Annotated in this window: 18 protein-coding genes; 9 read left to right on the top strand and 9 right to left on the bottom strand. The window is 54.7% G+C overall.

What is annotated here, in order from left to right:
- Positions 1–65 precede the first annotated feature (65 nt).
- Both CRO33_RS20060 and CRO33_RS20055 read left to right on the top strand, forming a co-directional pair.
- On the top strand, positions 66–386 hold the full coding sequence (locus CRO33_RS20060) for a heavy metal-binding domain-containing protein (protein WP_038647859.1): 321 nt from the start codon (positions 66–68) through the stop codon (positions 384–386).
- Positions 386–1,210 carry an N-acetylmuramoyl-L-alanine amidase gene (locus CRO33_RS20055; protein WP_097119340.1) on the top strand — a complete coding sequence of 275 codons (825 nt, stop codon included), beginning with the start codon at positions 386–388 and terminating at the stop codon, positions 1,208–1,210. The genes CRO33_RS20060 and CRO33_RS20055 overlap by 1 nt, the downstream gene beginning before the upstream one ends.
- Positions 1,211–1,439: 229 nt before the next feature.
- On the opposite strand, the gene ltaE is transcribed toward CRO33_RS20055, so the two are convergent.
- The 3 genes from ltaE to CRO33_RS20040 all read right to left on the bottom strand — a co-directional run bounded on the left by ltaE (position 1,440) and on the right by CRO33_RS20040 (position 5,236).
- Positions 1,440–2,438, bottom strand: coding sequence for a low-specificity L-threonine aldolase (ltaE, locus tag CRO33_RS20050; protein ID WP_097119339.1), 999 nt, complete (start codon positions 2,436–2,438; stop codon positions 1,440–1,442).
- 69 nt (positions 2,439–2,507) lie between these two features.
- Positions 2,508–4,229 carry a ubiquinone-dependent pyruvate dehydrogenase gene (poxB, locus tag CRO33_RS20045; protein WP_097119338.1) on the bottom strand — a complete coding sequence of 574 codons (1,722 nt, stop codon included), beginning with the start codon at positions 4,227–4,229 and terminating at the stop codon, positions 2,508–2,510.
- 110 nt (positions 4,230–4,339) lie between these two features.
- Positions 4,340–5,236 (bottom strand): lysine exporter LysO family protein, encoded by an 897-nt coding sequence (locus CRO33_RS20040; protein WP_097119337.1) that lies wholly within the window; start codon positions 5,234–5,236, stop codon positions 4,340–4,342.
- Between the two features lie 135 nt (positions 5,237–5,371).
- Here CRO33_RS20040 and CRO33_RS20035 point away from each other — a divergent pair, with 135 nt between their 5' ends.
- The gene (locus CRO33_RS20035; protein WP_097119336.1) at positions 5,372–7,012 is read left to right on the top strand and encodes an ATP-dependent nuclease; all 1,641 of its coding nucleotides are present in this window, start codon (positions 5,372–5,374) and stop codon (positions 7,010–7,012) included.
- An 89-nt stretch (positions 7,013–7,101) separates the two neighbouring features.
- Here the strand turns inward: CRO33_RS20035 and cspD are convergent, their stop codons facing one another.
- The gene (cspD, locus tag CRO33_RS20030; protein WP_038647847.1) at positions 7,102–7,323 is read right to left on the bottom strand and encodes a cold shock-like protein CspD; all 222 of its coding nucleotides are present in this window, start codon (positions 7,321–7,323) and stop codon (positions 7,102–7,104) included.
- A gap of 322 nt (positions 7,324–7,645) precedes the next feature.
- Between cspD and clpS the strand changes: the two genes are divergently transcribed.
- The gene (clpS, locus tag CRO33_RS20025; protein WP_034820663.1) at positions 7,646–7,966 is read left to right on the top strand and encodes an ATP-dependent Clp protease adapter ClpS; all 321 of its coding nucleotides are present in this window, start codon (positions 7,646–7,648) and stop codon (positions 7,964–7,966) included.
- Positions 7,967–8,021: 55 nt separating this feature from the next.
- Complete coding sequence (gene clpA, locus CRO33_RS20020) at positions 8,022–10,301, top strand: ATP-dependent Clp protease ATP-binding subunit ClpA (protein ID WP_034820660.1); 2,280 nt, start codon at positions 8,022–8,024, stop codon at positions 10,299–10,301.
- Between the two features lie 95 nt (positions 10,302–10,396).
- Here clpA and infA read toward each other — a convergent pair whose 3' ends face one another.
- The 5 genes from infA to trxB form a co-directional block, all read right to left on the bottom strand.
- Positions 10,397–10,615: a translation initiation factor IF-1 gene (gene infA / locus CRO33_RS20015; protein ID WP_002211347.1), complete on the bottom strand. Its 219-nt coding sequence runs from the start codon at positions 10,613–10,615 to the stop codon at positions 10,397–10,399.
- Positions 10,616–10,964: 349 nt separating this feature from the next.
- Positions 10,965–11,657, bottom strand: coding sequence for a leucyl/phenylalanyl-tRNA--protein transferase (aat, locus tag CRO33_RS20010; RefSeq protein ID WP_097119335.1), 693 nt, complete (start codon positions 11,655–11,657; stop codon positions 10,965–10,967).
- A 33-nt stretch (positions 11,658–11,690) separates the two neighbouring features.
- The gene (gene cydC / locus CRO33_RS20005; protein ID WP_097119334.1) at positions 11,691–13,421 is read right to left on the bottom strand and encodes a heme ABC transporter ATP-binding protein/permease CydC; all 1,731 of its coding nucleotides are present in this window, start codon (positions 13,419–13,421) and stop codon (positions 11,691–11,693) included.
- Complete coding sequence (cydD, locus tag CRO33_RS20000; protein WP_097119333.1) at positions 13,421–15,190, bottom strand: heme ABC transporter permease/ATP-binding protein CydD; 1,770 nt, start codon at positions 15,188–15,190, stop codon at positions 13,421–13,423. Before cydD ends, cydC begins: the two co-directional genes overlap by 1 nt.
- 146 nt (positions 15,191–15,336) lie before the next feature.
- Positions 15,337–16,302: a thioredoxin-disulfide reductase gene (trxB, locus tag CRO33_RS19995; protein WP_045834092.1), complete on the bottom strand. Its 966-nt coding sequence runs from the start codon at positions 16,300–16,302 to the stop codon at positions 15,337–15,339.
- A 520-nt stretch (positions 16,303–16,822) separates the two neighbouring features.
- On the opposite strand from trxB, the gene lrp reads away from it, so the two are divergent.
- The 4 genes from lrp (at position 16,823) to CRO33_RS19975 (ending at position 23,045) form a co-directional block, all read left to right on the top strand.
- A complete protein-coding gene (gene lrp / locus CRO33_RS19990; RefSeq protein ID WP_006118610.1) occupies positions 16,823–17,317 on the top strand; it encodes a leucine-responsive transcriptional regulator Lrp in 495 nt (164 codons plus the stop codon).
- 119 nt (positions 17,318–17,436) lie between these two features.
- Positions 17,437–20,904, top strand: coding sequence for a DNA translocase FtsK 4TM domain-containing protein (locus tag CRO33_RS19985; protein WP_097119332.1), 3,468 nt, complete (start codon positions 17,437–17,439; stop codon positions 20,902–20,904).
- 175 nt (positions 20,905–21,079) lie between these two features.
- Entirely contained in the window at positions 21,080–21,691 is a 612-nt protein-coding gene (gene lolA / locus CRO33_RS19980; protein ID WP_097119331.1) for an outer membrane lipoprotein chaperone LolA, read from the top strand.
- A gap of 7 nt (positions 21,692–21,698) precedes the next feature.
- Positions 21,699–23,045, top strand: a complete 1,347-nt coding sequence (locus tag CRO33_RS19975; RefSeq protein ID WP_097119330.1) for a replication-associated recombination protein A — start codon at positions 21,699–21,701, stop codon at positions 23,043–23,045.
- The last annotated feature ends 62 nt before the right edge of the window (positions 23,046–23,107 follow it).

Raw genomic sequence — 23,107 nt, 5'->3', positions numbered from 1 at the left:
CATTTTTAGCATAGAGTATAGTCTTGCTTTTACGCCGTACGAGCTGTTCACCTCAGGAGAGAAAAATGAAATTTTCCACCACGCCCACCTTAGAAGGGCACAGCATCAGTGAATATTGCGGTGTGGTTACCGGTGAAGCGATTCTCGGGGCCAACATTTTCCGTGACTTCTTTGCCGGGATTCGCGATATCGTCGGTGGTCGTTCCGGTGCTTATGAAAAAGAGCTGCGCAAAGCGCGACAGATCGCGTTTGAAGAGCTGGAAGAGCAGGCAAAGGCGCTGGGCGCGAATGCGGTCGTCGGCATTGATATCGATTATGAAACCGTGGGCAAAGACAGCAGCATGCTGATGGTCAGTGTGACCGGTACCGCAGTGATTATTCGCTGATGCGTTTTGCTGTTCTGTTGGCGCTGGCGTTTTTACTGAGTGCCTGTCAGTCGTCTGTTGAGCCGCGCAACGGCTACTGGGTCGATACCGCGCATCCGGCGCAGGGTGCGCGGCCACGCATTAAAGTGGTGGTGATCCATTATACCGCCGAAGATCTGCCATCCTCGCTGGCCACGCTCACCGATCGTGAAGTCAGTGCCCACTATTTGATCCCGCAGCAGCCGGCGCAAAAAGGCGGCCAGGGCGTCATCTGGCAACTGGTGCCGGAGCGCGAACTGGCGTGGCATGCCGGGCCGAGTTTCTGGCGCGGTGCGACCCGTATCAATGACACCTCGATTGGCATTGAGATCGTCAATCGTGGCTACACGCGGACATTAACCGGAGTGAAGTGGCAGCCTTTTACGCCTGCGCAAATCAGCGTGTTGGTGGCGCTGGTGAAGGATATTACGCAGCGTTATGCCATCACACCTGAAAATCTGGTGGGGCACAGCGATATCGCGCCGCAGCGGAAACAGGATCCTGGCCCGTTGTTCCCGTGGCAGCAGTTGGCGGAGCAGGGGCTGGGCGCATGGCCCGATCGCGCCACCGTGCAGCGCTATCTCAATGGGCTCGCAGCGGATGCGCCCATCGATCAGGCCGAACTGCTGGATGTGCTGCAGCGCTATGGTTATGACGTCAATTCAGCGAATACCCCGACAATGCAGCGTAAGCTGATTGCGGCGTTTCAGATGCACTTCCGTGCGCGGGATTATCGAGGCATCGCCGATGCGGAAACGCTGGCGATAGCTCGGGCGCTGCTGGCGAAATACGGTGCAGCACAGTGAAGAGAGGGTGTATGACACCGCCGATGCATAAACGCTGGCGATAGCTCGGGCGCTATTGGCGAAATACGGCGCAGCGCAGTGAAGAGACGGTGTATGGCATCGCCGATGCGGAAACGCTGGCGATAGCTCGGGCGCTGCTGGTGAAATACGGTGCGGCTGAAACAGGGCCTCGCGTTGGTGAGCTTGTGGACGGCCCGAAAGCCGTCCCTGCAAGACACTTTGCGGCCTGTTACGCTAAAAACGCCTGCCAGTGCGCAACCAGACGTTGTAAATCCTGGCGGCTGACATCGAGGTGGGTGGCAATGCGCGTGACCGGACCCACGCTCATCAGCACATCGCCGGAGTGCATCCAGCTTTTCAGTGCGTCAACCTGATCCGCCGGTACTTTCACAAACAACATGTTGGTGTGCTGATTCAGTACCTCAACCCCTATGGCGCTGAGCTGTTCAGCCAGCCACGCGGCATTGTCGTGATCTTCTTTCAGGCGCGCCACGTTGTGCTTCAGCGCGTACAGACCCGCCGCCGCCAGGATGCCCGCCTGACGCATGCCGCCGCCGGTCATCTTACGCCAGCGACGCGCCTGCTCAATGTAGGCTTCATCACCGCACAGCAGTGAACCCACCGGGGTGCCGAGTCCTTTGGACAGGCAGATGGTCAGCGTGTCGCAATAACGCGCGATATCCTTTAGCTCAACATTTTGCGCCACCACGGCGTTGAAGATACGGGCACCATCAATGTGCAGCGCCAGTTTGTGTTCGCGCGTTAACTTCCACGCTTGTTCCAGATAGCTCTGCGACAGCACTTTGCCGTGATGGGTGTTTTCCAGGCTCAGCAGGCGCGTGCGCGCAAAGTGGATATCATCGGGTTTGATAGCGGCAACGATATCCGCCAGCGGCAGCGACCCATCCTCGGCGTGCGAGATCGGTTGTGGCTGAATACTGCCCAGTACCGCCGCGCCACCCGCTTCGTATTTGTAGTTATGTGCCTGTTGACCGACGATATATTCATCGCCGCGCTGGCAGTGACACAGCAGCGCCACCAGGTTGGCTTGCGTGCCGGTCGGGAAGAACAGCGCTGCGGCTTTGCCACTCAGGCGGGCGGCCTCGATTTCCAGCGCATTGACGGTGGGATCGTCACGATAGACATCATCGCCAGTTTCGGCGGCCATCATCGCATCCAGCATGGCGGCACTTGGGCGGGTTACGGTATCACTGCGTAAATCGATCACATCGCTCTCCTGAAACAAAAAAGCGGGCTGAGCGCCCGCGTTGTGAGTTATCTGGCCTGGTTATCCGTTTTACCTCAGCCAGTTGGTTTTCGCCAGTTCAACAATCTCATCACCCCGTCCATTCAGAATCGCGCGCAGCATGTACAGGCTGAATCCTTTGGCCTGCTCGGCTTTGATCTGCGGCGGCATCGACAGCTCTTCCTTAGCGGTGATCGCATCGATCAGTACCGGGCCATCATGCGCAAACGCCTGTTCCAGCGCGCTGTTGAGTTCAGAGGCTTTCTCGACGCGAATGCCTTTAATGCCGCAGGCGGTGGCAATGGCGGCAAAATCCGGGTTCTCCAGATCGGTGCCGTCGGTAAGGTAACCACCGGCTTTCATCTCCATCGCCACGAAGCCCAGCACGCTGTTATTGAAGATCACCAGCTTCACCGGCAGTTTCAGTTGTGCCACCGAAATAAAGTCGCCCATCAACATACTGAAGCCGCCATCACCGCACAGCGCCACGACCTGACGCTGCTTATCGATTGCCTGAGCGCCGAGCGCCTGTGGCATCGCGTTAGCCATCGAACCGTGGTTGAACGATCCCAGCAAACGGCGCTTGCCATTCATCTTCAGGTAACGTGCGGCCCAAACGGTGGGCGTGCCGACATCACAGGTGAAAATGGCATCTTCAGCCGCGTAATGGCTGATTTGCTGCGCCAGATATTGCGGATGAATCGCCTGTTTATCATTGGCGGTGGCCAGCTCATCCAGACCTTTTCGCGCATCCACATAGTGTTCCAACGCGCTGTCGAGATGATGACGATCGTTTTTGCTGTTGAGCTGCGGCTGCAGCGCCTGCAATGTGGCTTTGATATCCCCAATCAGCGCCATATTGACATGGCTGTGTGCGCCAAGGCTGGCGGGATTGATATCAATCTGGATGATATTGGCATCAGCCGGATAAAACGGGCGATAAGGGAACTGTGTGCCCAGCAGCACCAGCGTGTCGGCGTTCATCATGGCGTGATAACCGGATGAGAAGCCGATTAAGCCGGTCATGCCGACGTCGTAAGGATTATCGTACTCGATGTGCTCTTTTCCGCGCATGGCATGCACCACGGGCGCTTTCAGCGTTTCTGCCAGCTTCACCACTTCTGCATGCGCGCCAGCACAGCCGCTGCCGCACATCAAGGTAATATTTTCTGCGTCGTTCAGCGTTTCAGCCAGGCGGGCAATCTCGCTGGCGTTGGGCACAATATGTGGCAACTGCGGTGGATACCATTCACTGCGTGCGCCTTCCGGTGCCGGTTTCAACGCCACATCGCCGGGAATGACAATCACGGATACACCACGATTAAGGATGGCTTTGCGCATCGCAATCCCCAACACTTGCGGCAACTGCTCTGGGTTAGAGACTAATTCGCAGTAATGGCTGCATTCGCGGAATAGCTCCTGCGGATGCGTCTCCTGAAAATAGCCGCTGCCGATTTCGCTGGAAGGGATATGTGCGGCGATCGCCAGTACCGGAACGTGGTTGCGATGACAATCGAACAGTCCGTTAATCAGATGGAGGTTTCCGGGGCCACAGGAACCGGCACATACCGCCAGCTCGCCGCTGATTTGAGCCTCAGCGCCGGCAGCAAAAGCCGCCACTTCTTCATGGCGCGTGGGCATCCATTCGATGGTTCCCATGCGGTTGAGGCTGTCGCTCAGCCCGTTGAGCGAATCGCCCGTCACGCCCCAAATGCGCTTTACGCCCGCATTTTCCAGGGTTTTGGCCAACAGTGCTGCCACAGTTTGCTTCATCATTCGCTCCTTTCTGGTGTTTTGCCATCCATCCCGATGGCGGAAACGTGTCAGTCAGAAAGCGTAGACGATGGAGACGACGCGCAGCCGTGAAAAAATGCGCTCTGCGGTCAGGCTGAGAACAACGCGATAAGAATCGGCGCTAATAAGCTCATGATAAAACCGTGCACGATCGCCGCTGGAACAATCTCCATGCCGCCAGTGCGTTGCAGAATCGGCAGGGTGAAATCCATTGAGGTGGCACCACTCAATCCCAGCGTCATGCTGCGCTGACGGCTGATCAGTAGCGGAATTAACATGATGGTGATCAGCTCACGCAGCAGGTCGTTAAAGAAGGCCGCGCTGCCAATCACCGGGCCGAAGGATTCGGTCATCAGAATACCGGACAGCGAGTACCAGCCGAAGCCACTGGCAAGCGCCAGGCCGGTTTTGATTGGCAAATCGAGCCATAATGCGGCCAGCATTCCGCCGATTAAGGCGCTGCACAGCGACACCGCGGCTACCAGCATGCCGCGACGATTGAGCGTAATTTGACGCAAGGTCATGCCGCTGCTGCGCAGTTGAATGCCGACCAGGAACAACATCAGCATCAGGGCATATTCACTGATGGTTGATGCGTGGCGCAGAACTGACCACTGGCTTAATCCCAACAGGAATCCGCCCAGTACCGAGCCGCACAGCTTGAGGGATTCCAGCGCCATGTGCAGACGTGAAGGCAGGGCTTGCTGCTTGTGCGGGTGATGCCACGGCACGCGCTTCTCCAGTAGCCAGAAAGCCAGCAGAGAACAGGCGATAATGCACAGCATACTGATCAACGCGGTATGAAAAATGGTGAGCAGATTACTGCTGAGGTTATCGAGGAAAGCGAGACTGGTGCCCATAAAAAACAGGATGATGTACACCAGTGCGCTCAGCATGCGGGCGACGCCGCGCAGCAGATTGGCACGGGTCACATGCAGTAAATAGCCAGCAATCAGTGGCAGCAGAATGATGATCAAGCCATACATAGCGCGTTTCCATCCGTGGGAGAGGGCCGCAAGCTAACGGAAAACAGTTGAAGTGTAAACCTTTTACCCGTGCATTAACTTGACCAACTTAACGAGGCGAACCATGCTCAGGCAAAGCACTCAAGGGATAGCATGATGTTTCTGGAACATATCGATATTCGCGGTTTTCGTGGCATCAATCGGCTGTCGTTGCCGCTTACTGATACCAATCTGCTGATTGGTGAAAATGCCTGGGGTAAATCCAGCTTGCTGGATGCGCTGACGTTATTACTGGCGCCTGCGGCTGAACCTTATCAGTTTACCGAACATGATTTTCACTTCCCACCGGGCGATCTGGAAGCACGCCTGCGCCAGCTGCAACTGGTGTTTCGCTTTCGAGCAGAAGCGGGCGATGATGAAGCGGTGTTCCAGCCTTTCTGGCAGCGCGATGAAAACGGGCGTTTTATCCGCTTCAGCACCCGTGCGCGCCGCAACGAGCATGGTGTGAAAACCACCTGGCGCTTCATCGACCAAAATGGCGATGTGCTGGCGATGGAAGGCACTGAGGCGGCGCTGGCCCATCTGCGTGCCTTCTATCCCGTGCTCAGACTACGCGATGCGCGCTTTGGCCGGCGTGGACGGCACAGCAGCACCGATGCGGACCGCCGGGCCACGACGCTGAGTGAATTGTCACAGGAAGTCGAGAAATTAACCCGGGATTTGGTGGTGCAGCCGCAGAATCTGAGCGACGATTTACTGCGTCAGGGCTTGCACACCATGCAGCAATTGCTGGAGCACTACTTCCTTGTGCAGCAACCGGGGGTCAGCGCGGCGCGTGTCGCACCTGAATTACGCGATGGTTCGCAAGGCTGGCGTTCACTTGACAAGCTTAACCACCTGATTGCGGGAACGGAATCACGCAGTCGGCAGGTCATTTTATTGCGCATGTTCTCTTTACTGATTCAGGCGCACGGCAATGAAGCGCTGCCGCCGGGCGCTCATCCATTGTTGCTGGTGGAGGATCCGGAAACGCGACTGCATCCAATTATGCTGTCAGTGGCGTGGAATCTGCTGGATTTAATGCCGCTGCAAAAAATCACCACCACCAATTCGGGGGAGCTGTTATCTCAGGTGCCGTTAGAGAATATTTGTCGCCTGGTGCGTGAACCTACACGCGTTGCGGCATGGCGGATTGGTCCTGAAGGATTGAGCGCTGAGGAGAGCCGCCGTATTGGCTTTCATATCCGCGTGAATCGCCCCTCGGCACTCTTTGCCCGCTGCTGGTTGCTGGTGGAGGGGGAGACGGAAGTGTGGATCATCAATGAACTGGCACGGCAGCGCGGTTACCATTTTGCGGCCGAAGGGGTCAAAGTCATCGAATTTGCGCAGTCTGGTCTTAAGCCGCTGTTGAAGTTTGCCAGACGCATGGGCATTGCCTGGCATGTATTGACTGACGGCGACGAAGCGGGCAATAAGTATGCAGCCAGCGCACGGAGCCAACTGCAGGAGCATGAGCAGCAAGACGATCATCTGACGCAGTTCCCGGCTCCGGATATAGAACATTTTCTCTATAAGCAGGGGTTCAGCGACGTTTATCACGACATGGCGCACCTGCCGTTAAACGTGCCGATGAATGCGCGGCGTATTATTACTAAAGCGATTCATCACAGCTCAAAACCCGAATTGGCGATTGCGGTAGCCATGGCGGCGGCAGAGCGTGGGCCGCAGGCGATTCCCTCGTTACTGGATCAGCTTTTTGCTCGCGTGATGTGGTTAGCTCGCGGACGTGCAGATTGAGGGGCGGGAAAATCCGCAAAAGAAAAATGCCAGCGTCTGCGGCTGGCATTTTTTTTCGGGAGTGGTCAGAATGAATGAAGAGGCGCGCGTCAGGCGACTTGCGTGACTTCACAGGGCACAATCAAGCTGGCGTGATTGCCTTTTGGCCCTTCATGGACATCGAACTGAACCTGCTGGCCGGCCTTCAGCGTTCTGTATCCCTCCATCTGAATCGTGGAGTAGTGTGCGAAGATATCGTCGCCGCCGCCAATCGGACAGATAAAGCCGAAGCCCTTGGCGTTGTTGAACCATTTAACAGTACCCGTCTCCATGCTTTTACTTCCCTCGCAAGACATTTTGAACAGTAGGTGAGGTCATTGAAGCTGTGAGTCGAGTTTGTTTAAAACTCAATCAGCTTGTGTAAGTAGAATGTAGAGAAACGGTCCTTATCGTCAAGCAAACGGCCCTGGCGCACGGGGAGAAATTCATCAAAATTTGAGGCAGTTAACGCTATTGCAAATTTTGTGATACAGGTCGCGCATGGGCTTTTAGGGCCGTTTTTTCTTAAGGGAAAGGTGGCTTGACAGACATGTTAAACTTAGGAATGGGCGCAGAAATGCGCGCAATCGTAACGCAGAATTTCGACGGAACATTATGGCAAACACAAACGACTGGCTTAATTTTGAACATCTAGCCGAAGATAAAGTACGCGAAGGGTTAAAGCCGCCTTCAATGTATAAAGTCATTCTGAATAATGACGATTATACACCTATGGAATTTGTTATTGACGTTCTGCAAAAGTTCTTTTCTTATGATGTTGAACGTGCAACGCAACTGATGTTGAAAGTTCACTACCACGGAAAGGCGATTTGTGGTGTATTCACTGCAGAAGTGGCGGAAACCAAAGTCGCCCAGGTGAACAATTACGCACGAGAGAATGAACATCCGTTGCTGTGTACGCTGGAAAAAGCCTGAGCCCGTCTCCATATAGGGGAAAGGTCGTCAGAGCGATAATTGGGGGAGGTGCCAAATGCTCAATCAAGAACTGGAACTCAGTTTAAACATGGCTTTCGCCAGAGCGCGCGAGCACCGTCATGAATTTATGACCGTCGAGCATCTGTTGCTGGCATTGCTTAGCAACCCGTCGGCCAGAGAGGCACTGGAAGCCTGTACGGTGGATATCGTGGCTCTGCGACAGGAACTCGAAGCCTTCATCGAACAAACCACGCCGGTGCTGCCAGCCAGTGAAGAGGAGCGTGATACTCAACCAACGCTCAGCTTCCAGCGCGTGTTGCAACGTGCGGTATTCCATGTCCAGTCATCCGGTCGCAGCGAAGTGGCAGGCGCGAACGTGCTGGTCGCCATTTTCAGCGAGCAGGAGTCTCAAGCGGCTTACCTGCTGCGCAAACACGAAGTCAGCCGCCTCGATGTGGTGAACTTCATCTCCCATGGTACGCGTAAAGATGAGCCGGGCCAGCCGCAGAACAATGCGGAGAATCCGGTTAACGAAGAGCAAGCAGGCGGGGAGGAACGTATGGAAAACTTCACCACCAATCTTAATCAGCTTGCTCGTGTCGGCGGAATCGACCCGCTGATCGGCCGCGATAAAGAGCTGGAGCGTGCCATTCAGGTATTGTGCCGTCGCCGTAAGAATAACCCGCTGCTGGTGGGTGAATCTGGCGTGGGTAAAACCGCGATTGCGGAAGGGCTGGCCTGGCGCATTGTGCAGGGCGATGTTCCGGAAGTGATGAAAGATTGCACCATCTACTCGCTGGATATCGGTTCGCTGCTTGCGGGTACCAAGTACCGTGGTGATTTTGAAAAACGTTTCAAAGCGCTGCTCAAACAGCTGGAACAAGATACCAGTAGCATCCTGTTTATCGATGAAATTCACACCATTATCGGTGCGGGTGCCGCGTCCGGTGGACAGGTGGATGCCGCTAACCTGATCAAACCGTTGCTCTCCAGCGGGAAAATCCGCGTGATGGGTTCAACCACCTATCAGGAGTTCAGCAACATCTTTGAGAAGGATCGTGCGCTGGCGCGTCGTTTCCAGAAGATCGACATTACCGAACCTTCTGTCGAAGAAACCGTGCAGATTCTTAACGGACTGAAACCGAAGTATGAAGCTCACCATGATGTGCGTTATACCGCGAAGGCAGTGCGTGCAGCCGTGGAACTGGCGGTGAAATACATCAACGATCGTCATCTGCCGGATAAGGCGATTGACGTGATAGATGAAGCAGGTGCGCGTGCGCGTCTGGTGCCGGTGAGTAAGCGTAAGAAAACGGTCAACGTGTCGGATATTGAATCTGTGGTGGCACGTATTGCGCGTATCCCAGAGCAAAGTGTGTCAGCCACCGATCGCGACACGCTGAAAAATCTCGGCGATCGTCTGAAAATGCTGGTGTTTGGCCAGGATAACGCGATTGAAGCACTGACTGAAGCTATCAAGATGAGCCGTGCCGGTCTCGGTCAGGATCGCAAACCCGTGGGGTCATTTTTGTTTGCTGGGCCAACCGGCGTCGGTAAAACCGAAGTGACGGTTCAGTTGGCGAAGGCCCTGGGGATTGAGCTGCTGCGTTTCGATATGTCCGAGTATATGGAGCGCCACACCGTTAGCCGTTTGATCGGTGCACCTCCGGGATATGTTGGTTTCGATCAGGGTGGTTTGCTCACCGATGCGGTGATTAAGCATCCGCATGCGGTGGTGCTGCTGGATGAAATCGAGAAAGCGCACCCGGATGTCTTTAACCTGCTGCTGCAGGTGATGGATAACGGCATGCTGACCGATAACAACGGCCGCAAAGCGGACTTCCGCAATGTGGTGCTGGTGATGACCACCAACGCCGGTGTTCGCGAAACTGAGCGTAAGTCGATTGGTTTGATTCAGCAGGACAACAGCACCGACGCGATGGAAGAGATCAAAAAGATCTTTACGCCTGAGTTCCGTAACCGTCTGGATAACATTATCTGGTTCCGTCATCTGGATACCGCGGTGATCCATCAGGTGGTGGATAAGTTCATCGTCGAGTTGCAAGCGCAACTGGATGCAAAAGGCGTCTCGCTGGAAGTCAGTGATGATGCTCGTGACTGGCTCGCGGATAAAGGTTACGACAAAGCGATGGGTGCCCGTCCAATGGCACGTGCCGTGCAGGAGAATCTGAAGAAACCACTGGCTAACGAACTGCTGTTTGGTTCATTAGTGGATGGCGGTTCAGTCTCGGTGGCGCTGGATAAAGAAAAAAACCAGCTGACCTACCATTTCCTGAGTGCGGAAAAACGGAAAACCGAAGGGACTGTGCACTGATGTGCTGAGTTGCAGATAAGAAAAGGCCGGATGAAAATCCGGCCTTTTTTTTCGCGCTCAGTTAATTGCCACAAACGCGAGATGTGGACAACAACTTAGCGACTACGGAAGACAATGCGGCCTTTGCTCAGGTCGTACGGGGTCAACTCGACAGTCACTTTGTCGCCCGTCAGGATGCGGATGTAGTTTTTGCGCATTTTACCGGAGATATGAGCGGTAACCACGTGCCCGTTTTCAAGTTCTACGCGGAACATGGTGTTAGGTAACGTATCCAGTACGGTACCTTGCATTTCAATATTGTCTTCTTTGGCCATCGAATCCTCTGGGGTGAACTACCAAACTGTTGAACCGGCAAGATAATGCCGAATTCCATGATTTATGTAAAGAACCGTTGGCGATTTTGCCAACGCTTCGCCGTGCGTCGCGCCATTGCGCGTGCATTACGGAAAAATTCGGGTGTTTTTATTGACGTCTGCGGGGGATTAGCGGGCTAAGAAGTTGTCGCAATTGGCATCAAGTGCACAACGGTAACAGCTTCGGGAAATGGATGAGATTCCCAACCTGGCAATTCCGGCTCGCCACAGCGAAGCGCGGACGACATACCAAACTCGCTTATTGTATCACTTTTGTCGGGAATTGTGTGCAAAACATCTGCGAGCAGGGTCAAAAAAGGGTTTGTGTTTGCCAGCAACCGCTTAAAACAGGCTGCCACGCCAGTGTTTGCACGTACTGTAAATAATCGACACGCGGGATTTCAACGGCGCCCAACGAAGCCGTATGTGGGTTAAGCACCTGGCAATCAATCAAGCGTCCCTGATGAGCGAGAAAATGCTGAGAGAACACCCACAGCGCAGTTTTTGACGCATTTTCCTGGCGGCTAAACATCGACTCGCCACAAAAAATCTGCCCAAGCGCCAGACCATACATGCCGCCTACCAGCCGATTATCATTCCAGACTTCAATCGAATGCGCGTGACCCAGCTCGTACAAACGCAGCCAGGCGCGTTTCACCTCAAAGGTAATCCAGGTGCCTTCTTGTCTGCCGCTGGCACAGCCTTCCAGTACCTGCGGGAAAGCATGATTCATGGTAACGCGAAAAGGTGAACGGCGATGAAAACGCGCCATGCTGCGGCTGAGATGAAAAGATTCAGGAAGCATCACGGCACGCGGATCGGGCGACCACCATAGAATCGGATCGCCGGGCGAAAACCAGGGGAAAATGCCGCGCTGATAGGCGTTCATCAGTCGGGCAGGGGAGAGGTCGCCGCCCATCGCCAATAATCCATTCGGCTCGCGCAGCGCCATCTCCGGCGGAGGAAAATTTAATGAATCCCGTGAAAGTTGTACCAGTCTCATTGCGTCAATTACCCTTCGGGCTGCTCGCTAAGACTATAGCGCAAAGCGCTGGTGGAAACGCCAATAGCGTCCTGCTTTTGAGATTAATTCGTCATGCGTGCCCGACTCAATAATCTGTCCCTGGTCCATCACGCAAATACGATCCATTGTTGCCAGGCCGCTGAGGCGATGGGTCACCATGATAACCGTCTTACCCTGACTGACCTGGCGCAACAGCGTCAATATCTGCTGTTCGGTGGTGGCGTCCAGGCCTTCGGTGGGCTCATCAAGCAACCATAGATCGCCGTTGTGCAACAGGGCGCGTGCAATGGCCAGGCGGCGCAGTTCGCCTCCCGACAGCGGGCGGCCACCTTCGCCCATCCATGCGTTGAGCCCTTCATCATGTTCCGCCAAATGGGTGAGTCCAACCTGATGCAGTGCTGCATTCAGTTGTTCATCACTGGCGGCAGGGTGTGCCAGCAGTAAATTATCGCGTAACGTCTGACTAAACAGATGCACGCGCTGCGTGACCATGCTGATACGTTGACGCAGACTTTTTTCGTCCCACTCAGCTAGGGGAATATTATTCAGTCGAATGTCACCCTGCTGCGCCTGCCAGCCACGCGTGATCAGTGCCAGCAAACTGGATTTGCCGCAGCCGGTGGGGCCGAGCAGTGCCAGATGCTCACCGGTTCGCAGTGTCAGCGAGAAGTGCCTGAGTACCGGTTCCGGTCGCTGCGGATAGCTGAAAGTGATTTTTTCCAGCGTCAGGCTGATGCCCGAATCAGAGGGCACGGTCGAGGATGGAAAACGAATCAGAGGCGCTTGCTCAATGATTTCCTGTACGCGTTGCGCCGCACCAGTGACCTGCGAAAGCGGCAAAAAGGCGCCTGCTACCGGTGCCAGCGCTTCAAATGCCGCCAGGCCGCAGAACACGAAAAGTGCGATGAATGCGCCAGGTGCGCTATCGCCGCCCACGCCCGCTGCGGAGATCCACAGCAGCAAGACGACGGTTGATCCACTAGTTAACAATAACAGGCTTTGTGCCAGCGCTTGCAGACGATGCTGACGCTGCTGTGCCTGCTGCCAGCGCATTTCCTCCGCATCCAGTTTTTGACGCCATAAGGCCGCAGCACCATAAATTTGCAATTCAGCGAGTCCGGTTACCCATTGCGTCAGTTGCAAACGCCAACTGGCTTGGTGCTGGGCGATGCGATGCCCGGCTGAGGTGCCTAATCGCCAGAACAGCGGCGGCATGAGCAAAAGCGTCAGCAACATCATCCCGCCCAACAGCAGCGCCAGTGGCACATCCAATATCGCCAGACCGCAAGTGACTACCACTATCACTACCGCCGCGCCGACCAGCGGTGAAATGACGCGCAGATAGAGATGGTCTAACGTATCGACATCACTGACAAAGCGGTTAAGCAGTTCGCCCTGTCTGAAACAGGCCAGTTGTTCGGGGGCCAGTGCGATCAGTTTGCTAAAGGTGAACACACGCAAATGCTGCAACACCCTGAAAGTGGCATCGTGACTGACTAAGCGTTCGAAGTAACGCGACGCAGTGCGAGTGATGGCCGCGCCACGCACCCCTGCTGCGGGCAACATATAGTTGAAACTGTAAAGGCCAGCCACGCCAGCCAGCGATGAGGCGGCAAGGAACCAGCCAGATAGGGTGAGCAAGCCGATACTGGCGAGCAAAGTCGCAATGGCTAACACGATGCCCAGACCTAAACGCCAGGGATGACGACGAAACAGGCGCAGAAACGGCAATAGTGGATTCATCAGACAATCTCCTGTTGGCGATGCTGCACCATGGCACGCAACGGCCCGTCCTGAGCAATCAGTTGTTGCCACTGCCCCTGCTGCACCAGTTTCCCGGATTGCATCACCCAAACTTCATCCCAACTGGCAAGATCGTGAAGTTGGTGGGTGATCATGAGGGTGGTTTGCTGTGTGGCGGCCTGGTTTAATGCGCGCAACACATGCTGTTCACTTTGGCTATCAAGACCTGAACCGGGCTCGTCCAGCAGCAGTAGTTGTGCCGGTTTCAACAGTGCACGCGCAACGGCGACGCGTTGTGCCTGGCCAACAGAAAGGCCCATTCCACCATCGCCAATGGATGTGTCGAGGCCTTGCGGTAAACGGGCGAGAAACTCATCCACGCCCGCCTGTTGCAAAACGCTGCGCAGTGTTGCTTCATCCATGCTGCTGTTGAGAGACAGGTTTTCGCGCAACGTGGTCGCGGGCAAATGGGGATTTTGACCCACCCACGCCAGATGCTGCTGCCAGTTCTCACGGCTGATATCCCTCAGTTCATGCCCATTGACCCGCAGCGATCCCTGATAGGGCAGAAAACCGAGCAACACGTTCATCAGTGCTGATTTACCCGCTCCACTCTGACCCACCAGCGCCACGCGTTTATTCGCCTCAAGCGTAAAATTCAGCGGCTGTGATAACGCTTCACCTTTGGCTGTCATCACCACCAAATCTTGTGCTTCAAGGCTTAAAGGGGTATCGAAAGCGACTGACAGGCTGGAGGCGGAAGCTGGGATTTCCGGACTTTCGTTAAGAAAACGATCCAGTGCATCGGCGCCCCCCACAGCTTGCGCTTTAGCGTGGTAAAAAGTACCCAGATCGCGCAGCGGCTGGAAAAACTCAGGCGCCAATATCAGTGCCAGGAATCCAGCAAACAAGGTCACGCCAGTGCCGTAATGACCGAAATTGAGTTCGCCAAGGTAGGAGAAGCCGAAATAGACCGCGACCACGGCAATCGCCAGTGAGGCAAAGAATTCCAGCACTGCGGAAGAGAGAAAAGCAAGGCGCAGCACTTCCATGGTGCGCTGACGAAAATCCGTGGTGCTTTCAGCAATCGCCTGCTGTTCAGCGGCAGCCCTGTAGAACAGGCGCAAGGTTTCACGCCCGCGCAGGCGGTCATAAAAATCGCCGCTCAGACGTGCCAGTGCGAGGAAGTTGCGACGGTTTGCATCGGCGGCACCCATGCCGACCATCGCCATGAAAATCGGAATCAGCGGTGCGGTCGCGAGCAGGATCAATCCTGCCGCCCAGTTAATCGGGAAGATGGCTATCAGGATGGCGAAGGGAATAAAAACGGCCAGTGACATCTGTGGCAGATACCGCGCGTAATACTCTTGCATCTCTTCAATTTGCTCAAGCAGCAGCGTTGCCCAGCTTCCCGCTGGTTTGCCCTGAACCCTGGCAGGACCTAAATCATTCAGCTTATCCAGTACCTGCTTGCGCAGAGCGCGACGGATGGCAACGCCAGCACGGTAACCCGCCATTTCTCGTGCATAGTGCAGACCTGCGCGAAGAGCAAAGCACAACAGCAGCAGGATGAAATCAGTCAGCAGGGTACCGCGCGGTTGTTGGGCGACAATAAGATTCTGCAGCAGCGAGGCCAGCAACCAGGCTTGAGCAATAATCACCAGTGCACCGGCAAAACCGAATAGCGATGCGGCACGTAAACTTCGTGCGCCATGAAGACGTTGCTGGCGGAGCCAGCGAAGAAGATGTTGCTGCCGTGATTTTTCCATGCGAAGCCGTTTGATCACTGATGGAGAGAGGCAAAACCGGATAAAGTATCCGGAAATAGTAAGCGCATGAACTTTAGCATGCAGGCAATAAAAAAGGCGACCTAAACAGGTCGCCTCTTTGCAATTATGATCAGCTTATTAACAAGTTACAGATCGGTTTTAACAAGCCCGTCAAGATAGCGTTCTGCATCCAGCGCCGCCATACAGCCGGTGCCGGCAGAGGTGATCGCCTGGCGATAAATATGATCCATCACGTCACCCGCCGCAAACACGCCAGGAATGCTGGTCTGGGTCGCATTGCCCTGCAGACCGGACTGCACTTTGATATAGCCGTTTTCCAGCGCCAGCTGGCCGTCGAAAATGGCAGTATTCGGGCTATGACCAATCGCCACAAACAGCCCGGCAACATCCAGCGTTTCCGGCTCTTCACCTTTGGTGGAAAGCAGTTTCACACCGGTGACACCCATCTGATCGCCGACCACTTCTTCCAGTGTGCGATCAGTGTGCAGTACGATGTTGCCGTTGCGCACTTTATCCATCAGACGATCGATCAGGATTTTTTCCGCACGGAAGCTATCACGACGGTGAATCAAATGGACTTTCGCCGCGATATTTGCCAGGTAAAGGGCCTCTTCCACCGCGGTATTACCGCCACCAATCACCGCGACTTCTTGATTGCGATAAAAGAAACCGTCACAGGTCGCACAGGCGGAAACGCCTTTGCCTTTGAACGCTTCTTCAGAGGGCAGGCCGAGATAACGTGCGGAGGCGCCAGTAGCAATGATCAGCGCGTCAGCGGTGTATTCGCCACTGTCCCCCGTTAAACGGAACGGGCGATTCTGCAAATCTACCGTATGAATATGGTCGAAAATAATTTCGGTGTTGAATTTCTCGGCATGCTCTTGCATACGTTCCATCAACGCCGGGCCTGTCAGATCGTTCGGATCGCCTGGCCAATTCTCCACTTCAGTTGTGGTGGTGAGCTGACCGCCTTTTTCCAGCCCGGTAATCAATACCGGATTCAGGTTAGCGCGGGCGGCATAGACTGCCGCAGTATATCCGGCAGGGCCGGAGCCTAAAATGAGCAGCTTACTGTGTTTGGCCGTACTCATGCGTTCCTCAGTTTTTTGCGACAACATAGTTTTTGATTGTAGGGAAATTAGCGCAGCAAAAAAAGGTTTCAGCAATTTTGATAACAATCGCTGCAAGCGGCGTAGTCGATGAGTGCAAATTCTGCACGTCGATTGCGCCAAAAGGGGGCAATGCTCGGCAAATTCTGGTGCAGCAGCATAAAAATTCTCATTTAAAAACAGCAACCCAGAACTCTATCTGGCATCTTGTACTGAATTTGGATGTTTTACTTTGACAATCGCCTGCTGTTTTGCGAAAACATTACCAGAAGCGGAGAATATTTAGCGGTTCAAAACAGAATTTCATTTCTGTTTTGCACGTTTTTGCCGGATAAACTCAGTCTGACATTGGTAATGACGCATGATGTGGACAGACAACATGCGTCATACGGATGGAAGCGTTACTGCACAGACTTATCGTCTTCACTTCAGTAAGGCCCTGAACAATGAGCGTTTTCAGGGTGTGGCAGGTAAAGGGAAGGAATTAAGAGAGACAATAATAATGGTAGACAATAAGAAACGCCCCGGAAAAGATCTGGATCGTATCGACAGAAACATTCTGAATGAATTGCAAAAAGACGGTCGTATTTCTAATGTTGAGCTTTCAAAACGTGTTGGCTTATCACCTACGCCGTGTCTTGAGCGTGTGCGTCGCCTGGAACGTCAGGGCTTCATTTTGGGTTACACCGCACAACTGAACCCACATTATCTGGATGCTTCACTGCTGGTATTTGTTGAGATTACTCTGAATCGTGGTGCGCCAGATGTGTTTGAACAATTTAACGCCGCTGTGCAAAAACTTGAGGAAACTCAAGAGTGTCACCTCGTTTCCGGTGACTTTGACTACCTGTTGAAAACCCGTGTACCGGACATGTCCGCCTACCGTAAGCTTTTGGGTGAAACCTTGCTGCGCCTGCCGGGCGTTAACGACACCCGTACTTACGTGGTGATGGAAGAGGTCAAACAGAGCAATCGTCTGGTGATCAAAACCCGGTAATGCAGGGCAGGTGCAAAACTTGCAGGAATTCGGTACACTCCTGTGAATTCATACAGGACCAGCGTCGGGCTTGCCCGGCGCTGTTGCCTTCTTAATTTACAGGCACCTGGAGAGTTCTCTTGAGCCAGGAATATACAGAAGATAAAGACGTTTCGTTACAACCGCTGAGCAGTGGACGCAGGCTGCTGGAAGCGTTGCTCATCCTTGTGGCCCTGTTCGCCATCTATTTGATGGTGTCGCTGGTTAGCTTCAACCCTTCCGATCCCAGCTGGTCTCAGACCGCCTGGCATGAACCGATCCATAATTTGGGTGGTAGTGTCGGCGCATGGCTGGCGGATACGCTCTTATTCATTTTCGGCGTGATGGCGTATGCCATACCTCCGGTCATCATTGGTTTGTGCTGGATTACATTCCGTCAGCGCGATCGCCAGGATTACATCGATTACTTTGCGGTGGGCTTACGCCTGATTGGCGTGCTGGCGCTGGTGGTGACCACTTGTGGTTTAGCCGCGCTGAACGTCGATGACATCTGGTACTTTGCTTCGGGCGGTGTGATTGGCAGCCTCGTCAGTAATGCGATGGCACCCTGGTTTAGTTCTGCCGGCGGTACTTTAACGCTGATCTGCGTCTGGGCGGCAGGCATAACCCTGTACACAGGCTGGTCGTGGCTGACGATCGCCGAAAAAATCGGGAGCGTGGTGATGGGCGTGCTGACCTTCGCCAGCAACCGCTCTCGTCATGACGAACCCTGGCAGGAAGAAGATGAGTACGAAGAAGAGGAAGAGCATGCCGAACATGCTGCGCCTCAACTGCGTGCTGCGCAATCGCATGATGACGATGATGACGTTCTACTGGCTAAGCCACGTAAGGTGGCTGAGCCTATCGCCGAACAGCTGCCGGATGATCCTCTGCTAGCCAAAGCCAGTGCCGCGACAGCTGCAGCCATTGCTGTGACCGCCGAAGCAGCACACCAGGCGCCAGTTGTGCCTTCCCCCGTGTTCAATGCACCAGCCGAAGCGGCACCTGTTGTTCATACCCCGGAAGTGCGAGCGGCAGAAGCACCTGTTGCGGTACCGCCTGCGCCTGAACCGGTTATTCAACCAGCACCGCCGCTGTATCGCTTTGAAGTTCCGGGCGAACCTGCACCTTCAGCGTTTTCACCCGTTGATGACGATGAAGGGCCACGCATGGGGAACTGGCAGGATGCCGCTCAATCATCTGCTTCTCTGAACACTGCGGCAGCCGCAGCAGTGGGGGCAGCTGCAGCGAAAACGGCTTCTGCGTATACACCCGCTTTCGATGTGGTGCCGGAGCGCGATTACAACCCGCAGGTGAAGCAGGGTATTGGCCCTGAATTGCCGCGTCCGAACAAAGTTAAACTGCCAACACGTCGTGAACTGGCTTCTTACGGCATTAAGTTGCCGTCACAGCGTATGGCGGAAGACAAAGCGCGAGAAGAAGCCGAACAGCAACTGCCTGAAATGACCGCGACCTATCATGAACCGTTACAGGATCATGAAGAGGATGCCGCGTTGCAGGAAGCCCAACTGCGTGAAGCGTTTGCGTCTCAGCAACAGCAGCGTTATGCAGAGACCGGACAGCATCAAGTCGAAGAAGATGAAGAGGCTTTACATCAGGCGCAGTTGGCTAATCAGTTTGCCGCTCAGCAGCAACAACGCTATCAGCAATCAAAAACCAATGAAGGCCCAGTATTTAACCTTGATACTTCATCAGCCTTTGATTTTTCGCCAATGAAAGATTTGGTCGATGACGGCCCAAGCGAGCCATTGTTTACCATCGCTGCCACGCCTGAGCCGGAAGCGCCTGCGCAATGGCAGCAGCCTGTCGCACGGCAACCTGAAGCGCCTGCGCAGTGGCAGCAGCCTGCCGCACCGCAATCTGAAGCACCTGCGCAGTGGCAACAACCTGCAGCACCCCAGCCGGAAGCCATGCCATCGCTGAATGAGCACAATAGCCCATGGTCATCGCCCGAGACCGAAAGCTATGCTGCGCCAGCAGAAGCGCCTCAACCGGTCGCACCTGCGCAAGATAGCCTGTTCCATCCGTTCCTGGTTCGTCATGAACGTCCGCTGGAAAAGCCTTCTACGCCGCTGCCGACGCTTGATTTGCTGACCTCTCCGCCTTCGGAAGAGGAACCGGTGGATATGTTCGCGCTTGAGCAGACAGCACGTCTGGTTGAAGCGCGTCTGGCCGATTATCGTGTGAAGGCTGAGGTGGTGGGCATCTCGCCTGGCCCGGTTATCACCCGCTTTGAGCTGGATCTTGCTCCTGGCGTGAAAGCCGCGCGTATCTCTAACCTGTCGCGCGATTTGGCCCGTTCGCTCTCTGCCGTCGCGGTGCGTGTGGTGGAAGTGATTCCAGGCAAACCTTACGTCGGCCTGGAATTACCGAACAAACATCGCCAAACCGTGTATCTGCGCGAAGTGCTGGATTGCGACAAGTTCCGTGATAACCCGTCACCGTTGTCAGTGGTGCTGGGTAAAGACATTTCGGGCCAGCCGGTGGTGGCCGATCTGGCGAAGATGCCGCATCTGCTGGTTGCCGGTACGACCGGTTCCGGTAAGTCGGTTGGTGTGAACACCATGATCATCAGCATGCTGTATAAAGCCACACCAGAAGAAGTGCGCTTTATCATGATCGACCCGAAAATGCTGGAGCTCTCCGTCTACGAAGGCATTCCGCATTTGCTGACTGAGGTGGTCACCGACATGAAAGATGCAGCGAACGCGCTGCGCTGGAGTGTGGGTGAGATGGAACGCCGCTATAAACTGATGTCTGCGCTGGGCGTGCGTAATCTTGCCGGTTACAACGAGAAAATTGAGCAGGCTGCTGCCATGGGGCGTCCAATTCCAGACCCGTTCTGGAAGCCGGGTGACAGCATGGACACTACGCCGCCAGTGCTGGAAAAACTGCCGTATATCGTGGTGTTGGTCGATGAATTCGCCGATCTGATGATGGCGGTGGGCAAGAAAGTTGAAGAGTTGATTGCTCGCCTGGCACAGAAAGCGCGTGCGGCGGGTATTCACCTGGTGCTGGCAACCCAGCGTCCGTCGGTGGATGTGATTACCGGCTTGATCAAAGCCAACATCCCAACGCGTATCGCCTTTACGGTGTCCAGTAAAATTGACTCACGTACCATTCTTGATCAAGGCGGCGCGGAATCACTGCTGGGGATGGGTGACATGCTGTACATGCCGCCTAACTCCTCAATGCCGGTGCGTGTCCACGGTGCCTTCGTGCGCGATCAGGAAGTGCATGCGGTGGTGCAGGACTGGAAAGCACGTGGACGTCCGCAATACATCGACAGCATTACCGCGGGTGAAGAGAGCGAGAGCACAGCGGGCGGTCTTGATGGTGATGAAGAGCTTGATCCGCTGTTCGATCAGGCGGTCTCATTTGTGGTCGAGAAACGTCGCGCCTCTATCTCCGGGGTTCAGCGTCAGTTCCGTATTGGTTACAACCGTGCAGCGCGCATCATTGAACAGATGGAAGCGCAGGGTATTGTCTCTGAACCGGGCCATAATGGTAACCGCGAGGTGCTATCACCGCCGCCGCATGAGATGTAATCTAGCGCACGCCATGACTTACTTCTGGGCCAGTTAACACTGGCCCGTTGTTTATCTGCAGAACGATCCCCATATCGTTGGGAGCTTTCGGCTTTTTCTTCTGTCGAACAGACAGAGCGGCAACTACGTTTAATGCAGTAAGTGTCGGGAAACCATGAATAAGGAATCGAATCAGATGAAATTACGCGTTATTGCCTGCGGCCTGCTGGCCGGTTTTGTTTCTTCGTCGGTATTGGCGGATGCGTCGAGCGATTTGCAGCAGCGTCTGAACAAAGTGAACAGCTTCCATGCCAGCTTTAGCCAGAAAGTGACAGATGGCAGCGGTGCAAATGTACAGGATGGTGAAGGTGAGCTGTGGGTTAAACGCCCAAGCTTATTCAACTGGCATATGACCGCGCCAGACGAAAGCGTGATTATCTCCGACGGTAAAAACCTGTGGTTCTATAATCCGTTCGTCGAGCAAGCCAGCGTTAGCCTGCTGCAGAACGCCACCAGCAATACGCCATTCATGCTGATTGCCCGAAATCAGCCAAGCGACTGGCAGCAGTACAACATCAAGCAGCAGGGTGATAATTTCGAACTGACGCCAAAAAGCAGCGATGGCAACCTGAAGCAATTCACCATCAACGTCTCTACATCCGGCACCATCAACAAATTCAGTGCGATTGAGCAAGATGGTCAACACAGTGATTATCAGCTGAAGAGCCAGAAAAACGGTGCGATTAGCCCAGATAAGTTCACCTTTACACCGCCAAAAGGGGTAACGGTGGACGATCAACGTCAGTGAGGTCGCGGTGAGTAACCTGTCCCTGGATTTCGCCTCTTCAAATGAGTTCCAGCCGCTGGCCGCGCGTATGCGGCCAGGCACATTGCAGCAGTATATCGGGCAACAGCATCTGCTGGCGGCGGGTAAACCGCTGCCGCGCGCGATTGAAGCCGGGCATTTGCACTCAATGATTTTGTGGGGGCCGCCAGGAACAGGGAAAACAACACTGGCAGAGATCATTGCGCACTATGGCAAGGCGGATGTCGAGCGAATTTCTGCCGTGACATCCGGCGTGAAAGAGATCCGTGAAGCCATCGAGCGCGCGCGGCAGAATCGTCAACTGGGCCGCCGTACCATCCTGTTTGTGGATGAGGTTCATCGTTTTAATAAAAGCCAGCAGGATGCATTCCTGCCCCATATTGAAGATGGCACCATTACCTTTATCGGTGCGACCACCGAGAATCCATCGTTTGAACTCAACTCGGCACTGCTATCGCGTGCTCGTGTCTATCTGCTGAAATCGCTCACCACGGAAGATATTGAACAGGTGCTCACCCAGGCGATGGAGGATAGTGCGCGGGGTTACGGTAACAGCGACATTCTGCTCCCAGAAAACACCCGGCGCATGATTGCTGAGTTGGTTAACGGCGATGCACGTCGTGCGCTGAATACGCTGGAAATGATGGCGGATATGGCAGAGAGCAACGCGCAAGGTCAGCGTGAGCTGACGCCACAGCTGCTGAATGAAGTCTCGGGAGAAAGGGCGGCGCGTTTTGATAATAAAGGCGATCGTTTCTACGATCTGATTTCGGCGCTGCATAAATCCGTGCGCGGTTCGGCGCCAGATGCCGCTCTCTACTGGTATGCCCGCATCATCACGGCCGGGGGTGATCCGCTGTATGTTGCACGCCGTTTACTGGCGATCGCTTCGGAAGATGTGGGCAACGCCGATCCACGCGGTATGCAGGTGGCTATTTCGGCTTGGGACTGTTTCACTCGCGTCGGGCCTGCAGAAGGTGAGCGCGCCATCGCACAGGCGATCGTCTATCTGGCCTGCGCGCCCAAAAGTAATGCGGTTTACACGGCGTTCAAGGCGGCCATGCGCGACGCACGAGAATTCCCGGATTATGATGTGCCAGAGCACCTGCGCAATGCGCCCACCAAATTAATGAAAGAGATGGGGCTGGGCAAAGAGTATCGTTATGCACATGACGAACCCAATGCTTACGCTGCCGGAGAGGTGTTCTTCCCACCTGAAATGGCGCAAACGCGCTACTATCAACCCACCAATCGGGGGCTTGAAGGGAAAATCGGCGAAAAACTCGCCTGGTTGGCTGAACAGGATCAAAATAGCCCGATAAAACGCTACCGCTGATAAACGCCTTACGGTAAGGTGAGCAAGTATTTCAATGCATTCCAGTGGGATGCATCCCTTCA

It is taken from the genome of Pantoea sp. GL120224-02, assembly GCF_900215395.1.
Taxonomy (GTDB): domain Bacteria; phylum Pseudomonadota; class Gammaproteobacteria; order Enterobacterales; family Enterobacteriaceae; genus Pantoea; species Pantoea communis.
This window is presented reverse-complemented; position numbering and strand designations above follow the sequence as displayed.

What these genes read in the sequence shown, in the direction of transcription:
- CRO33_RS20060 (WP_038647859.1), top strand. Translation starts at nt 66, where the DNA reads ATGAAATTTTCCACCACGCCCACCTTAGAAGGGCACAGCATCAGTGAA.
- CRO33_RS20055 (WP_097119340.1), top strand. Translation starts at nt 386, where the DNA reads ATGCGTTTTGCTGTTCTGTTGGCGCTGGCGTTTTTACTGAGTGCCTGT.
- poxB (WP_097119338.1), bottom strand. Translation starts at nt 4,229, where the DNA reads ATGAAGCAAACTGTGGCAGCACTGTTGGCCAAAACCCTGGAAAATGCG.
- CRO33_RS20040 (WP_097119337.1), bottom strand. Translation starts at nt 5,236, where the DNA reads ATGTATGGCTTGATCATCATTCTGCTGCCACTGATTGCTGGCTATTTA.
- CRO33_RS20035 (WP_097119336.1), top strand. Translation starts at nt 5,372, where the DNA reads ATGTTTCTGGAACATATCGATATTCGCGGTTTTCGTGGCATCAATCGG.
- cspD (WP_038647847.1), bottom strand. Translation starts at nt 7,323, where the DNA reads ATGGAGACGGGTACTGTTAAATGGTTCAACAACGCCAAGGGCTTCGGC.
- clpS (WP_034820663.1), top strand. Translation starts at nt 7,646, where the DNA reads ATGGCAAACACAAACGACTGGCTTAATTTTGAACATCTAGCCGAAGAT.
- clpA (WP_034820660.1), top strand. Translation starts at nt 8,022, where the DNA reads ATGCTCAATCAAGAACTGGAACTCAGTTTAAACATGGCTTTCGCCAGA.
- infA (WP_002211347.1), bottom strand. Translation starts at nt 10,615, where the DNA reads ATGGCCAAAGAAGACAATATTGAAATGCAAGGTACCGTACTGGATACG.
- aat (WP_097119335.1), bottom strand. Translation starts at nt 11,657, where the DNA reads ATGAGACTGGTACAACTTTCACGGGATTCATTAAATTTTCCTCCGCCG.
- cydC (WP_097119334.1), bottom strand. Translation starts at nt 13,421, where the DNA reads ATGAATCCACTATTGCCGTTTCTGCGCCTGTTTCGTCGTCATCCCTGG.
- cydD (WP_097119333.1), bottom strand. Translation starts at nt 15,190, where the DNA reads ATGGAAAAATCACGGCAGCAACATCTTCTTCGCTGGCTCCGCCAGCAA.
- trxB (WP_045834092.1), bottom strand. Translation starts at nt 16,302, where the DNA reads ATGAGTACGGCCAAACACAGTAAGCTGCTCATTTTAGGCTCCGGCCCT.
- lrp (WP_006118610.1), top strand. Translation starts at nt 16,823, where the DNA reads ATGGTAGACAATAAGAAACGCCCCGGAAAAGATCTGGATCGTATCGAC.
- lolA (WP_097119331.1), top strand. Translation starts at nt 21,080, where the DNA reads ATGAAATTACGCGTTATTGCCTGCGGCCTGCTGGCCGGTTTTGTTTCT.